This window comes from Corynebacterium sp. H128 (assembly GCF_037482625.1).
Taxonomy (GTDB): Bacteria; Actinomycetota; Actinomycetes; order Mycobacteriales; family Mycobacteriaceae; genus Corynebacterium.
Map to the genome: position 1 here is coordinate 181,703 of NZ_JBBHKW010000003.1, position 14,105 is coordinate 195,807.

Here is a 14,105-nt window from a genome sequence, read left to right on the forward strand (position 1 = left end):
TTTAGACATGGTTTCCATCGATACTTACAACGCTTGCGTGGATTTCCCCATCTTCGACGCCAAGTCCCGCTCTATGAAGAAAGCCTTCCTTGGTGCCGCTGGCGGTGCCATCGGCCGCAATTCCAATAACACAGTGGTCGTCGAAGCTCTCAAAGATATCAACCTCCACCTGCGCGAAGGCGACCGCGTCGGCCTCGTCGGGCATAACGGCGCTGGCAAATCGACGCTGCTGCGTCTGCTCTCCGGCATCTACGAACCCACCCGTGGTTCTGCCCACATTCGTGGCCGCGTCGCGCCGGTCTTTGACCTTGGCGTGGGCATGGACCCTGAGATCTCCGGCTACGAAAACATCATCATCCGCGGGCTCTTCCTTGGCCAGACACGCAAGCAGATGAAGGACAAAATGGAGGAGATCGCTGACTTCTCCGAGCTCGGCGAATACCTAGCTATGCCACTACGCACCTACTCCACCGGCATGCGTATCCGGCTAGCCCTTGGCGTGGTCACTTCGATCGAGCCTGAGATTTTGCTTCTCGACGAAGGCATCGGCGCCGTCGACGCCGCGTTCATGGCCAAGGCTCGGATACGCCTGCAAGAGCTGGTCAAACGCTCTGGCATCCTGGTCTTTGCCTCACACTCCAATGACTTCCTGGCACAGCTCTGCGATACCGCACTCTGGGTTGACCACGGCACCATCCGCCAATCCGGCACCGTTCCCGATGTCGTGGAAGCATATGAAGGAAAGGGTGCCGCCGACCATGTGCGTCGCCTGCTGACCCGCATGGAAGAGGAGAAGTAATGCGCCTGTCCCGCACTGACCGCGTTGCCGCGGTGATCGTCACCCACAAGCGCGTCGATATGCTCCGCGCCTCACTAGAGGTCGTGGCAGCCCAAACCCGCACGGTGGAATGGATCATCGTGGTGGACAATGGCTGCGAAGACAGCGTGAAGTCCCTGGTTACTCAGGTCTGCGGCGCACGCGGCGTGTATCTTCCCTCTCAGACGAACCTCGGTGGCGCCGGCGGCTTCGCCTACGGTTTCCTCACCGCACTGGCCCTCGGGGCAGATGCGATTTGGTGCGCGGATGACGACGGCCGTCCCGAAGACTCACACGTGCTCGGTGCGCTCTATGACTGCGCGCTCGAAAACGGTTTGGCTGAGGTGTCCCCTGTGGTCGTCGACAAGGCTGAACCAGAAACGCTCGCCTTCCCACTGCGCCGCGGCCTCACCTGGCGTCGCAAACGCTCCGAACTTGGCGATGGCTTCCTGCCGGGCATCGCTTCCTTATTCAACGGCGCGCTCATCTCGGCGAAAGCAATGGAGCAGATCGGCGTGCCCGATTACCGACTCTTCATCCGCGGCGACGAAGTGGAATACCACCGCCGACTCGTCCGTTCCGGGCTTCCTTTCGGCACCTGCCTGAGCACCGCATACTTACACCCGAACGGCTCTGACGAGTTCAAGCCGATCCTGGGTGGCCGGATGCATACTCAGTACCCGTCCTCGGATTCCAAGCGCTTCTTCACCTACCGCAACCGCGGCTACCTGATGAACCAGCCTGGCATGCGCAAACTTCTCCCCCAGGAATACGCGCGCTTCGCTTGGTTCTTCCTCGTACAGGAAAAGGATCCTGCCGGCTTCCGCGAGTGGCTCAAGCTGCACAAGATGGGACGCGAGGAGAAATTCAAGCGACCTTAGGAAGCGAGCTTGTGACTTGCTGAATTTGTCACTTCCTCTGGTAGTTTTCCGGCGGCGAATTCCTACCAGGGGAAGTGACAAATTCGGCGAGCTACTTAAAAATGAGCATCCGCTGTGCGAAGAAGTTGATCACGGTAGCGATGCCTTGCGCAAAGACAAAAGCACCAACAGAGGCAACAAGCACAGGCGCGTGCGGCTCTAGGAGATGGAAACCCCAGGCATAAAGCGTCATGTTGAGCCATCCGGTAACGGTATAGAGAATCGCTACGTAGAACAACCGCTTCCAGGAGTGATCGGCCTGGAAAGTCCAGCGACGGTTGATCACATAGGCCGTGATAGTTCCGAAGATGAACCCTACGAGTCGCGCCCGAGATGCCGCGAAACCAAACAGAAATTGAGTGAGCGCCGTGAAGCCCCAGTCAACGACCGCTGAAATAATGCCGGAAATAATGAATCGATAGCTCTGGGTTTTCATATCCACGAGGAAGTAGCCTACCCTGCGAGCAGGTTTCGATAAATCTCCAAGCGGTCAACGGGCGATTTGGCGTGTCTCCCATAAGCCCCGAGCCGTGCCAATCCGGTCAGAGATGAAGCGCACAGGGCGCGGATGGTCGGTGCCTGCAGTGGGCTGCCGTCATCGTCAACCCACCCCAGGGTCGCCATTGTGCCCTCTAGTAGCTGATCAGACATTTCAGGGCCGCTGAAGCACGAGAGCACCAGCACCATCACCCAGTAGGCATCACGGGCTGCCGGGTCAGACTCCACCGGGAATTCCGCCAGCGGGGACAGCGCCTGGCGCAGATCGAGGGCTTGGAGCAGTGGCACGAAGTCATACAGACCCCCGCGTTCTATGAGTTCACGCACTTCTGGGTTGGTGAGTGATAGCACAGCAGAGACGGTTTCCCGCCCGGTGAGTTCGGTGTTTACCGTGGCGAGGTTGAAGTCGTCGGAAAGCGAACCATCGCCGCCGATACACAGGGCGCGCGGGGTGCCCTCATCGCGTGGGTAGGCATCGACGACCCGGATATCAACCTGCCACAGCCCCCACTCATAAGTGAATTCAGCGGGGATGCGCGAGCTGCCCTCAAGCCCGGGGAAGGACGAGGGGCCATCACTGGGGTCGAAACCGAAAATGATGTCAAGTACCCGCCGGAGCTCATCAAGGCACATGGTGTCATTGACTCCGAGGTGCCGGTACACATCAGTCCCCCGAACCCCAGCCCAGAGAATCAAGGAGCGCATGCGCCCCAGCCTAGTTAAGGATCCTAGGAGGCGCGGAGAACAGCGCGGAGGAATTCGCGGCGTGGTTTGGAAAGAGGGCCACCCAATACCAGGTCATCGCCCACTATGATCCCGAGACTGCGCAACACGTCCATCGTTTGAAGAGTCAGCGAATCCACCTCGGCCAGGGTCGTACGCTGCCCGGTCCATGCCATTCCCTCCAGAATGAAGGTCGTAGCGGCACCAAAGGGCATGGAGGAGATCAGCGCGATCAGGCGGAGCCAAGCTGCATCGTTGCCGCGGGTATCGCGTTCCAACGGCAGGCGGTGCGCGATGTGCCGCCACTTGTCCAGATCTGTAGTCAGCCCTAGTCGCGCGTCGTCGAGGTCAAGAAGCGCTACCAACCGGGCGTCGGCAAGCAACGGTGCGATCATCTTCGCGGCCTCGCCTTCAGCCACGTCCGCCGGGGCGTCGATGTCCAAAAACGCCACCAGCTGTGCTGTTTCCCACATTCCCGTGCGGAAAATTAAGTCTCGCAGACTCGGTTTGACGTGCGCCATCTTCGCGAACACCCAGCGCTCCGCATCCAACTCCCGGTTGACATCGCCAAGGTCGAAAGCGAGGTTCCCTAGTGTTCCTTCACCATCAATGCACAAGGTCTCCAGACGGGGCGTGCGCTGAATCTCTGAGACCAAGTTGATGTCAATGCTGAGAGGCTCGGCAAAATGGGAAACAAAACGCAGGTCAGCAACCTTAAGCAACTCGCCAAGCGTTACTGTTTCGGAAGGTGTGCCGGCGGCGTCGAAACGCACGAGAGTCGGCGCCGGCATGACTACCGCCGCGTTTTCCTCATTGCCCGCGGCCGCTGAATCCAATTGCAAAAAGGCATGCTCAGCTGGCTCTACAATGTCGAAGGCAACTTGCAGGATACGTGCGAAACGCTCCATACCAATGTCAGCCGGTACCCGGAGCCTGCGCCACACTTGCCCACTGGTCGCCTGCACTAGCAGCGCCTGGCCGTCGAGCACAGGCTCACGACGCAGCGGGCGCTGCAACTCAGGATCAGTCAGTGGTACGAAGCTCACGCTTCGAATGCTAAAGCCTAAGCGTTACTTTGGCAGTACGAGTACGTTACTGCTCCCACCGCCAGCCCTTCTGCAACGCGGGCGAAAGGACTCTTAAGCAGGCGCTTTTCTACGCGGGCAAAGCCAATCACAGTCAAAACTGCTCCGCCAATAACTCCCCAAGTTTTTAGCAGCGAACCCGGATCCCCCGCAGGTACGTCAGATTCCGGGCCGGCTTGATCGCCGATATCCCCGATCCGGTGCCGCACGCGGTCCACAATCACTGCGGGATCATTATTCGGATCATCGTCAGTGGAATTGAGATATGCCACAGTGCCAATCCCCGCGCCCAAAGCAAGCAAGCGGTTGACGGGCTTGCGCAACGCAGCAGACAGGCCAACAGATACTGCAAGAATGAAATCGTCCATGGCTACTAGTATGGACTCATGTTTGGATTTATGAAGAAAAAAGCCGCAACCGATCATACGGCTGCGGCTTTGACCAACACCCCGCTCAGCAATGAGCTCACGATGATGCTGGCTCAGGAGCTCCCGCTCCTGGACTCTAAAGACCGCGTACGAGTGTACGAGATCCTAGAGTCTTACGAGGGTCCTACGATCACCCGGCAAGAAGACTTGCCACAGGAGATCAAAGGCATGCTCGACCTCGATTAACTACTAGGAAGAGATAGCAGAAGAGGTGTTGTCGAACAGGGTGGTTGCAACGTTAAAAACGCCCTGCAGGCCACCGGTGAACAGGTTCAGCAGACCCTGAACTGCGCCAACAATGCCGTCGAAAAGTGCGTTGAAATCCATAATGATTCCTTTCTCGTTGATCGATTGGAGTTCCTAGTGTTGCAGCGAAACAAGCTAAGAACAAACCTTTTTGAAAGGTAGCATTTAATAACCTCGGCCATAAGTCCAGTTCAACTCGACAACCTAAAAATGTGACAGACCCCCCATTTGTGGGGTGCAGCGACCGCCATGAAAGACGAGTAGCCTTGTTGGCGTGACTAAACAACAAGTACTGACAGGTTGGGGCCGAACTGCCCCAACAACTGCGCAGGTATTGTCCACTCCTGATGTGGAGTCGATTGTTCGCGCAGTGAAAGAAGCTGCTGAAAAGAACGACCGTGGCGTGATTGCACGTGGCATGGGCCGCTCCTATGGCGACCCAGCACAAAACGCCGGTGGCCTGGTTATCGATATGCAGCCGCTTAACCAGATCCACTCCATCGACACGGAGACCGCGATTGTCGACGTCGATGGTGGCGTCACCCTCGACCAGCTGATGAAAGCCGCCTTGCCATACGGCCTCTGGGTTCCGGTCCTGCCAGGTACCCGCCAGGTGACCATCGGCGGCGCAATCGGCCCCGACATCCACGGCAAGAACCACCACTCTGCTGGTTCCTTCGGCGACCACGTCGTCTCCATGGAACTGCTCGTGGCTGATGGACGCATCCTGCACATCGAACCAAACGGCACCCCAGAAGACCCACAGGGCGACCTGTTCTGGGCCACCATTGGCGGCATGGGCCTCACCGGCATCATCATGCGCGCCCGCATCAAGATGACCCGCACCGAAACCGCCTACTTCATTGCAGACGGTGACCTCACCCAAAACCTAGATGAAACCATCGAGTTCCACTCCGATGGCTCCGAAACCAACTACACCTATTCTTCTGCTTGGTTCGACGCGATCTCCCCAGAGCCAAAGCTCGGTCGCGCGGCCATTTCCCGTGGTTCGCTGGCCACCCTGGCCCAGCTGGAAGAGCTCAATCCGAAGCTCGCCAAAGATCCACTGAAGTTCAATGCACCACAGCTGGTCACCGTGCCAGACATCTTCCCTAGCTTCACCATGAACAAGCTATCCATGATGGCAATCGGCGAACTGTGGTGGCTCAAGTCTGGCACCTACAAGAATCAGGTCCAGAATCTGACGCAGTTCTACCAGCCGCTCGACCTGATCGGCGAGTGGAACCGTGGCTACGGCAAGAAGGGTTTCTTGCAGTACCAGTTCGTAGTCCCACGCGAAGCCGTGGAACCATTCAAGGACATCGTTAAGGACATCCAAAAGTCCGGCCACTACTCTGCGCTGAACGTGTTCAAGCTGTTTGGTGAAGGCAACAAGGCACCACTGTCCTACCCAATGCCAGGCTGGAACGTCTGCGTGGACTTCCCAATCAAGGCTGGCCTCGGCCAGTTCCTCGATGATCTGGACAAGCGCGTCATGGAATTCGGCGGCCGTCTCTACCTAGCCAAGGAATCCCGTACCTCCGCAGAGAATTTCCACCAGATGTACCCAGGCATGGCGGACTGGCTCAAGATCCGCAACGAGATCGACCCGACCGGCGTCTTTGCATCCGACATGTCCCGCCGCCTTGAATTGGGAGGAAAGTAAATGCTGAACGCAGTAGGAAAACCACAGCACATCGTGCTGCTCGGCGGTAACTCCGACATCGGACTCGCCATCATTGAGGAGTACCTGCAGAAGGGTGCTGCCAAGGTCACGCTGTGCAACCGCACGCGCCCTGAAGCGGCTATCGAGGCCGTCGAAAAGCTCGGCGGCACTGCCGAGTTCATCGAGTTCGACGCCACCGACTTCGCCTCCCACGAGGACGTCTTCGCGCAGATCGACGGCGATATTGACGTCGCCATCGTCGCCTTCGGCATCCTCGGAGACAATGAAGAGCAGTGGCAGAACCAGGCCAAGGCCGTGGAAGCCGCCCAGATCAACTACACCGGCGCCGTATCCGTTGGCGTGTTGCTGGCTAACCGCATGAAGGCACAACACCACGGCACCATTGTGGCCCTGAGCTCCGTTGCCGGCATCAAGGTACGCCGCTCCAACTTCGTATACGGCTCCACTAAGGCTGGTTTCGACAGCTTCTACACCGAGCTCGGCGAGGCCCTGCGCGAATACGGCGTAAATGTGCTTGTTGTTCGCCCGGGACAGGTGCGCACTAAGATGAGCGCAGATGTTAAGGAAGCCCCACTTACCGTTGACCGCGAAGCCGTGGCCACCGCGGTGGTGGATGCTGTACAAAACCGCAAGCAGGTACTGTGGGTTCACCCTGCATTCCAAGCTGTCATGATGGTGCTGCAGCATATTCCGAAACCAATTTTCCGTAAGTTGCCGCTGTAAAGAGAGAACATGAACGTCGTCGAGAATTACAAAGCAGACACCTTAAGTTTCCGCTCCACAATCCTCGCGATGTTCGCCGCTACAGTTGGCGGCGCAGTATTCACGCTGGCATGTTGGTTTGTCCTCAAGTCAACCAACCTGCCAGCGTTTGGCGGTTCTTATGTCTCCCGCGCCATCGCCACAGCCTGCTCTAGCGCAATCATCATCGGCGTGAGCCTGCTATTGCTGTGGTGGTTGCGGGATCAACACCGCGATTCCGTGCGCCCCAAGTGGCGCACCATCCTTACTTATCTGGCGGCTTACCTTGCCCCAGCCGGACTTGTGGTCTCCAACTTGGCTATTCCACTGTCAGCAACACGCCTCTATTTGGATGGCGTCACTGTGGACCAGGGATTCCGCACCCAGTTCCTCACCCGCATGACGGCTGAATTCGGCCTACAGGATATGAACTACATCGGGTTACCGTCGTTTTACCCTGGTGCCTGGTTTTGGTTCGGCGGCAGGTTTGCCAATCTCCTCGGCCTGCCCGGATGGGAGGCCTACCAGCCCTGGGCTTTAGTCTCCATTGCCGCGATGACCTCGGCATTGGTGCCACTGTGGCAACGCTTGAGCGGCAGTCTTCCAGTCGCCGTGGGCATCGCCCTAGTCAACACCACCATCTTTTTGGTGATGAGCCCGGAGGAGCCCTATGCAGGCATCGTGGCACTGGGTATCCCGGTAGCCGCGGTGTTGATGTCTCGCACCCTACACGGCAGCTGGGCCGCCGCCGCTGGCCTGGCAATCTACCTTGGACTTTCTGCCGCGACGTACACCATCTTCACTGCAGCAGTGGCACTCAGCGTAGTAGTGATCACTCTTGTGTACGCGATCCTGGTCGAGCGTTCTTGGCAGCCCATTATCAAGTTGACCTTGGTGGGAGTCACTTCGATGGCCATCGCTGCGATCGTATGGGCGCCGTACCTGATCAAGCTACTCAGTGGCGCACCGCGCAGCGATAGCAGCGCTACGCACTATCTGCCCCTGGAGGGCACGGAGGTGCCGTTACCGATGCTCTCCCCGACTCTGATTGGCCTTCTGTGCGTCATTGGCATTGTGTTCTTGGTATTCCGCTTTAACGATTTTGATGTGCGCGCCATGGCAGTGACCCTGATCGTTATCTACGGTTGGCTTATCGGATCTATGGTGTACACCTTGGCTGGCAACACTCTGCTCGGCTTCCGCCTGGACATCCTGGTCTCGCTACTCTTGGGCACCGCAGGTGTTTTGGGCATCTCGGACTTCCGACTCAACGGCGTCCGCAAGTTCTACCCCGCTCGTACGGATGTAGCTTTTTCCACCAAAGTCTCGGCCGTGATGGTGATCCTCTTGATGATCGGTGGCGTAGCTTATGCTCAGTTGATCCCCAACCGCACGGCTGTGGCCATCGATCTGGCCTACACCGATACCGATGGCTACGGTGAGCGCGCAGACAAATTCCCGGCTGATTCGGCAAAGTACTTCCCGGAGATCGATGCCTACCTCCGCGAGTCCGGCCATGAGCCCACCAACACCGTGGTGCTTACCGACGTCAAGGACTTCCTCTCCTTCCATCCCTATTACGGCTACCAGGCATCTACCAGCCATTATGCCAACCCGCTGGGCGAATTTGAGGCACGCAACGACCTCATCGAAAGCTGGGCGGTGCGCTCCCACGAGGATTTGAAGGATCCGGCGGCGTTTTCCGCCGAGATAGCCCGCTCTCCTTGGCGCGCCCCAGATGTCTTCATCCTTCATGGCGATAGCACCGATCCGAAAAGCCCGTGGAAGTACGATCTAGCTGAGGATATCTACCCGAATAATCCAAACGTTCGTTCCCGTGGTGTCTATTTCAACCCAGCAGCTTTCCAGGATTGGGACATCAAGCAGGTAGGTCCATTTGTGGTAGTTGTTAAGCCAGTGACGTAGAGTAATGATTTGTGTCAAAAGCAGCCAAACTCGCCCCGAACTGGTTAAAGACCACCGCGATCGTCTCAGGACTGGCAGGATTACTCCTTTTCATCCTGACGCCGTTCCTGCCGGTGAATCAAACACAATCGTCGTTTGATTGGCCCCAGAACGGCCTGAACAGCGTCAACGCGCCGCTGTTGTCCTATGCACCGCAGTCTATTGACCTCTCTGTACCCGCTTCTGCCCTGGAAGAGATGCCGGAAGACGAGTGGATGGTTTTGGGAACTCTCCCTGCCGATTCCAAGGATGCTACCGCCCGTGGCATGTTCGTCCGCTGGACCGACCAGGGCCTCGACGTGGTGGTGCGTGACCGAGTTCCACTCTCGATCCCCAAAAGGGACATCCCGAAGGACGGCACTCTGACGGTCTCCGCCACAGCGGAAGAGACCAAGGTGACTTTTGGTTCCAAGTCAGAAGTGCTCGATGGTGACTACCGCCCGCAGCTCACCGGCATTTATACCGATTTGCCGCGTGATGGCAGCATCAGTGGGCTCAACGCTCACGTTGAGATCAATTCTCGCTTCACTTCCAGCCCAAGCCTGATCAAGTACGTGACCATGTGGCTCGGACTTGCGCTGACCGTGGTGGCGTTGTGGTGTCTACACCAGATGGACAAGCTGGACGGCCGCAGATCTCGCGGATTCTTCCCACCGGATTGGTGGAAGCTGAAGGGCCTCGATGTCCTCGTCGCCTTCGTTTTGGTTTTGTGGCATTTCATCGGCGCCAATACTGCAGACGATGGTTATCTGCTCACCATGGCCCGCATCTCACACGATGCCGGCTATATGGCGAACTACTACCGCTGGTTCGGTGTCCCAGAGTCACCGTTCGGCGCGCCATACTATGACCTGCTAGCCCTGATGTCTTATGTGTCCACCAGCTCTATTTGGATGCGTCTACCTGGTCTCATCGCCGGCTGGATGGTGTGGCTCCTCATCACTCGCGAGGTGCTGCCACGGCTGGGCACCAAGATCGGTGATCGTCGCGTAGCGCACTGGACTGCAGCGATCAGCTTCCTGAGCTTCTGGATCGTCTACAACAACGGCACGCGCCCAGAGCCTGTCATCGCACTCGGCGCTCTGCTCACCTGGGTCTGCATGGAGCGTGCCATCGCTACCTCCCGATTGCTGCCTGCCGCATTCGCCGTCATCCTGGCGACGCTTTCTCTTGGCGCGGGCCCAACGGGCCTGATGGCCGTCGCGGCCCTGCTTGCCGGGTTGTCTAGCCTCATTCGCATCATTTATCGACGCCTGCCACTGCTGGGAGCACCACACGGTGGCAAGGGCACCTGGCGGGCTGCGATGGCGATGATTGCGCCATTCCTGGCTTCGGGAACTGCGATCCTACTCGCGGTTTTTGGCGATCAAACGCTGCCCGTGGTCATGGAAGCAATTCGCGTCCGTGCTGATAAGGGTCCTGCACTGGCCTGGTACATGGAGTGGGTTCGTTATGAATCCCTCATGGGCCAGACTGTGGATGGTTCCTTCACCCGTCGCTTCGCCGTCATCATGGTGTTCGTGTCGGTGGCGCTGGTGTTGGCATCCATGCTGCGCAACGGTCGTGTACCGGGCTCCGCCTCAGGGCCGTCGCTACGCTTGCTCCTGACCTTCCTGGGCACCTTGTTCTTCATGATGTTCACCCCAACCAAGTGGACCCACCACTTCGGTGTGTGGGCCGGCATCGGTGCCGCAATGGCAGGCCTAGCGGCGGTGGCACTATCGCATATGGCACTGAAGTCTTCACGTTCCCGCACCCTGCTCTTTGGTGGAATCCTCTTCGTGCTGGCGTTCTGTCTCTCCGGCCCGAATGGCTGGTGGTACATCTCCAGCTTCGGCATTCCGTGGTACGACAAGACGGTGCAGTTCAAGGGCATCGAAGCCTCGAGCGTGGTGCTCGCTATTTCCCTCCTCGTGCTGTTGATCGGCGTAATTCAGTCCTTCATCTCCGATGTTCGCACCGCGCAGGCGGAGGTAGCAGGAGAACTGGAAGAGCTGAGGCACGAACGACGCCAACGCCTGCAGCGTTTCCAAGGCTTGGCGGCATCCCCGATCGCTGTGGTGTCCGCACTCGTGATGGTGTTTACCGTCCTCAGCCTCAGCAAGGGCTTCATCTCCCAGTACCCCGCGTACTCCGTCGGGCTCGGCAATGTGCGCTCGGCTACCGGCAACTACTGTGCCTTGGCTAACGACGCCCTGTTGGAGACCAATTCCAATGAGTCCTTCCTCAAGCCTGCCGACGGCTCGGAACTGGGCAAATCTCTGGAAACCGATGAGAACCGTGGCTTCGAGGCCAACAACGTGCCAAGCACCATCGACTCCGAGTCTGTTGGCGTGGAGAAATCTGAAGGCACCATCGGCGGCGCTACTGCTTCCGAAGACACCACCGAAACCGGTGGTGGACAGAACGCCGGCAACTCGGGTGGTGTCCGCTCGGATGTCGGTGTCAATGGCTCCAAAGTCTCGCTGCCATTCGGCCTGGACTATCAGAAGGTCCCGGTTGTGGGCTCCTACACCGAAGGACCACAGTTCCCCGCAAAGGTCACTACCACTTGGTACTCCCTGCCGGAACGCAGCGAGGACACCCCGCTGGTAGTGGTGTCCGCAGCGGGCCGCATTGCGCACCATGACATCAATGGCGTAGAGCAAAACGGCCAGGACTTGGTCGTAGAGTATGCGACGGTTAACGGTGACTCGGTTACTGGCGTCGGCAAGCTGGAACCTTTGGACATCGGGCCAACGCCGTCGTGGCGCAACCTGCGTGTACCGATGGATCAGATCCCACCTGAGGCCAATGCAGTGCGCATCGTGGCCGAGGACCAGAACCTCGACCCGGAGCAGTGGCTGGCGTTCCTGCCACCACGCGTACCTAAGCTCGATTCGCTCAACAACGTGATCGGCTCTGAGGATCCCGGCTTGTTGGACTGGGCCGTGGCGCTGCAGTTCCCTTGCCAGCGCACCTTCAATCACTTCGCAGGCGTTGCTGAGCTGCCGAAGTTCCGCATCGCTCCAGATCATCCAGGCAAGGTCACCCTGTCCCCTGTGATGGACTACGCCGGTGGCGGCGTCCTCGGCTTGACCGAAGCCGTGAACACCTCCGTGGAGATCCCTGGTTACCTCAAGGATGACTGGCATCGCGACTGGGGCTCCGTCACCCGCTACACGCCACGCACGAATACTCGTGGTGAGGAGCCCGATGTGGCTGAGATCAACCACGAAGTCATTCAACGTTCTGGATTCTGGAACCCCGGACCAATGAAGATCGACGAATAACCCTTCGAAACTAAGGCCTCCGCTTCGGCGGAGGCCTTCTTGGTGTCTGCATCTTCTAGCCGCAAGGTCCGGATCCTCGCAGAAACTTCCACGAGGCCGCAGGCCGACAACAGTGATCCCAGGAATTCTGAGTTCTGCACGGCGGGTACGAAAGGCTTGGGTTGATTGTTAGGAAAACATCTTACTTACCCATTGAAGACACCCATAAACGCTGAAGCTAAGATCACTTCTCGTGTCCAATGATCCGCACTACGCGCCCTCCACTATCCCGACTAATGTTGTCGATTCCTTCCGCTACGCTTTTTCCTCCCCGACGCAGCTGCGCCGGGAGGTTTTCGGCGGCCTGATTGTGGCGCTGGCGCTCGTGCCGGAGGCGATTTCTTTTTCTGTTCTCGCTGGTGTGGACCCAGCGGTGGGATTGTATTCCAGCGTGATCATGACAGTGGTCATTTCTCTCACCGGCGGCCGCCCCGCAATGATCGCTGCTTCCACAGGCGCGGTCGCGGTTGTCATCGCGCCCGTCGCCCGCGACTATGGCATGAACTACTTCCTGGCGACGGTGGTGCTGGCCGGCGTAATCCAGCTGATCCTGGCTAGCTTGGATGTCGCCCGACTGCTGAGGTTCATTCCGCGCAGCGTCATGACGGGCTTCGTCAACGCGCTCGCGCTGGTGGTGCTCAGCGGTCAGATCAGACATCTGATTAACGTGCCGTGGCTGGTCTACCCATTAGTATTGCTCGGAATTGCAATCCTGGTGTTCTTGCCGCGACTGAGCACCGTGGTCCCGGCGCCACTGGTCGTGGTGCTGCTGCTCACTATCAGCACGATCTATTTCGACTGGGACCTGCCTACTGTCGGCGATCAGGGCGAACTGCCTACCTCTTTACCGAACCTGCTTGTTCCTGTTGTTCCACTGACCTGGGAAACACTCACCATCATCGGCCCATTTGCGCTAGCCATGGCACTAGTCGGCCTTATGGAATCGCTGCTAACTGCCAAGCTGATTGATGACATCACGGAGTCGCACAGCTCCAAGGCGCGCGAAAGCTTCGGGCAGGGCCTAGCAAACGTTATGTCAGGTCTCTTCGGTGGCATGGGCGGTTGCACGGTAATCGGTCAGACCTTGATCAATGTGAAGGAGGCACAAGCCCGCACGCGCCTGTCGACGCTCCTCTCCGGCGGATTCCTTTTAGTATTGCTGCTCGCATTCAGCGATGCGGTAGGCAAGATTCCTATGGCAGCGCTGGTAGCCATCATGTTGATGGTGGTCACACACACCTTTGATTGGCATTCGGTTAAGCCGCGCACCCTCAAGTTGATGCCGGTATCAGAAACCGTGATCATGCTGTTGACGGTGGCCACCACCCTGCTTACCCACAACCTTGCTATCGGTGTGGGTGTAGGCGTGCTCGCCGCCATGGTGGCGTTTTCCCGCAAGGTGTCCAATGTGGCCTCGGTGACGGAGACTCCAACGGGTTATCAGGTCAACGGCCCACTGTTTTGGGCTGCGAGCAATGATTTGATTTACAACTTCGACTACAACCGAGGACTGCAGCATGTGGAAATCGATTTGAGCGAGGCCAGGATTTGGGACGCTTCCACCGTCGCCACCTTCGACGCGATCACGCAAAAATACGCAGCAAAGGGGACGACCGTCTCAATCGTTGGACTCGATGCCCGAAGCCAGCAGATTGTGGACCGGCTTTCTGGGCAGCTGGGCTAA

The 14,105-nt window shown here is 58.2% G+C and carries 13 protein-coding genes; 8 read left to right on the top strand and 5 right to left on the bottom strand.

The window, feature by feature from the left end:
- The first annotated feature begins 7 nt into the window (after positions 1 to 7).
- Both wzt and glfT1 read left to right on the top strand, forming a co-directional pair.
- Positions 8 to 799, top strand: a complete 792-nt coding sequence (gene wzt / locus WG915_RS04245; protein ID WP_339564128.1) for a galactan export ABC transporter ATP-binding subunit Wzt/RfbE — start codon at positions 8 to 10, stop codon at positions 797 to 799.
- A complete protein-coding gene (glfT1, locus tag WG915_RS04250; RefSeq protein WP_339564129.1) occupies positions 799 to 1,698 on the top strand; it encodes a galactofuranosyltransferase GlfT1 in 900 nt (299 codons plus the stop codon). Before wzt ends, glfT1 begins: the two co-directional genes overlap by 1 nt.
- A 91-nt stretch (positions 1,699 to 1,789) precedes the next feature.
- On the opposite strand, the gene WG915_RS04255 is transcribed toward glfT1, so the two are convergent.
- Genes WG915_RS04255 through WG915_RS04270 form a run of 4 tightly spaced genes read right to left on the bottom strand, consistent with a single transcriptional unit; the run spans position 1,790 to position 4,411 of the window.
- Positions 1,790 to 2,173, bottom strand: a complete 384-nt coding sequence (locus WG915_RS04255; protein WP_339564219.1) for a GtrA family protein — start codon at positions 2,171 to 2,173, stop codon at positions 1,790 to 1,792.
- Between the two features lie 17 nt (positions 2,174 to 2,190).
- Complete coding sequence (locus tag WG915_RS04260; protein ID WP_339564130.1) at positions 2,191 to 2,940, bottom strand: hypothetical protein; 750 nt, start codon at positions 2,938 to 2,940, stop codon at positions 2,191 to 2,193.
- A 23-nt stretch (positions 2,941 to 2,963) separates the two neighbouring features.
- The gene (locus tag WG915_RS04265) at positions 2,964 to 4,004 is read right to left on the bottom strand and encodes an IS1096 element passenger TnpR family protein (protein WP_339564131.1); all 1,041 of its coding nucleotides are present in this window, start codon (positions 4,002 to 4,004) and stop codon (positions 2,964 to 2,966) included.
- 17 nt (positions 4,005 to 4,021) lie between these two features.
- On the bottom strand, positions 4,022 to 4,411 hold the full coding sequence (locus tag WG915_RS04270) for a hypothetical protein (protein WP_339564132.1): 390 nt from the start codon (positions 4,409 to 4,411) through the stop codon (positions 4,022 to 4,024).
- Between the two features lie 18 nt (positions 4,412 to 4,429).
- Here WG915_RS04270 and WG915_RS04275 point away from each other — a divergent pair, with 18 nt between their 5' ends.
- Positions 4,430 to 4,657 (top strand): hypothetical protein, encoded by a 228-nt coding sequence (locus WG915_RS04275; RefSeq protein WP_339564133.1) that lies wholly within the window; start codon positions 4,430 to 4,432, stop codon positions 4,655 to 4,657.
- Between the two features lie 3 nt (positions 4,658 to 4,660).
- Here the strand turns inward: WG915_RS04275 and WG915_RS04280 are convergent, their stop codons facing one another.
- A complete protein-coding gene (locus WG915_RS04280; RefSeq protein WP_339564134.1) occupies positions 4,661 to 4,798 on the bottom strand; it encodes a hypothetical protein in 138 nt (45 codons plus the stop codon).
- Positions 4,799 to 4,991: 193 nt separating this feature from the next.
- Here WG915_RS04280 and WG915_RS04285 point away from each other — a divergent pair, with 193 nt between their 5' ends.
- The 5 genes from WG915_RS04285 (at position 4,992) to WG915_RS04305 (ending at position 14,105) form a co-directional block, all read left to right on the top strand.
- Positions 4,992 to 6,383, top strand: coding sequence for an FAD-binding oxidoreductase (locus WG915_RS04285; protein ID WP_339564135.1), 1,392 nt, complete (start codon positions 4,992 to 4,994; stop codon positions 6,381 to 6,383).
- The gene (locus WG915_RS04290; RefSeq protein ID WP_339564136.1) at positions 6,384 to 7,127 is read left to right on the top strand and encodes a decaprenylphospho-beta-D-erythro-pentofuranosid-2-ulose 2-reductase; all 744 of its coding nucleotides are present in this window, start codon (positions 6,384 to 6,386) and stop codon (positions 7,125 to 7,127) included.
- Positions 7,128 to 7,136: 9 nt separating this feature from the next.
- Positions 7,137 to 9,071: a galactan 5-O-arabinofuranosyltransferase gene (locus tag WG915_RS04295; RefSeq protein ID WP_339564137.1), complete on the top strand. Its 1,935-nt coding sequence runs from the start codon at positions 7,137 to 7,139 to the stop codon at positions 9,069 to 9,071.
- Positions 9,072 to 9,082: 11 nt separating this feature from the next.
- Positions 9,083 to 12,382, top strand: a complete 3,300-nt coding sequence (locus tag WG915_RS04300; RefSeq protein ID WP_339564138.1) for an arabinosyltransferase domain-containing protein — start codon at positions 9,083 to 9,085, stop codon at positions 12,380 to 12,382.
- A 232-nt stretch (positions 12,383 to 12,614) separates the two neighbouring features.
- A complete protein-coding gene (locus WG915_RS04305) occupies positions 12,615 to 14,105 on the top strand; it encodes a SulP family inorganic anion transporter (RefSeq protein ID WP_339564139.1) in 1,491 nt (496 codons plus the stop codon).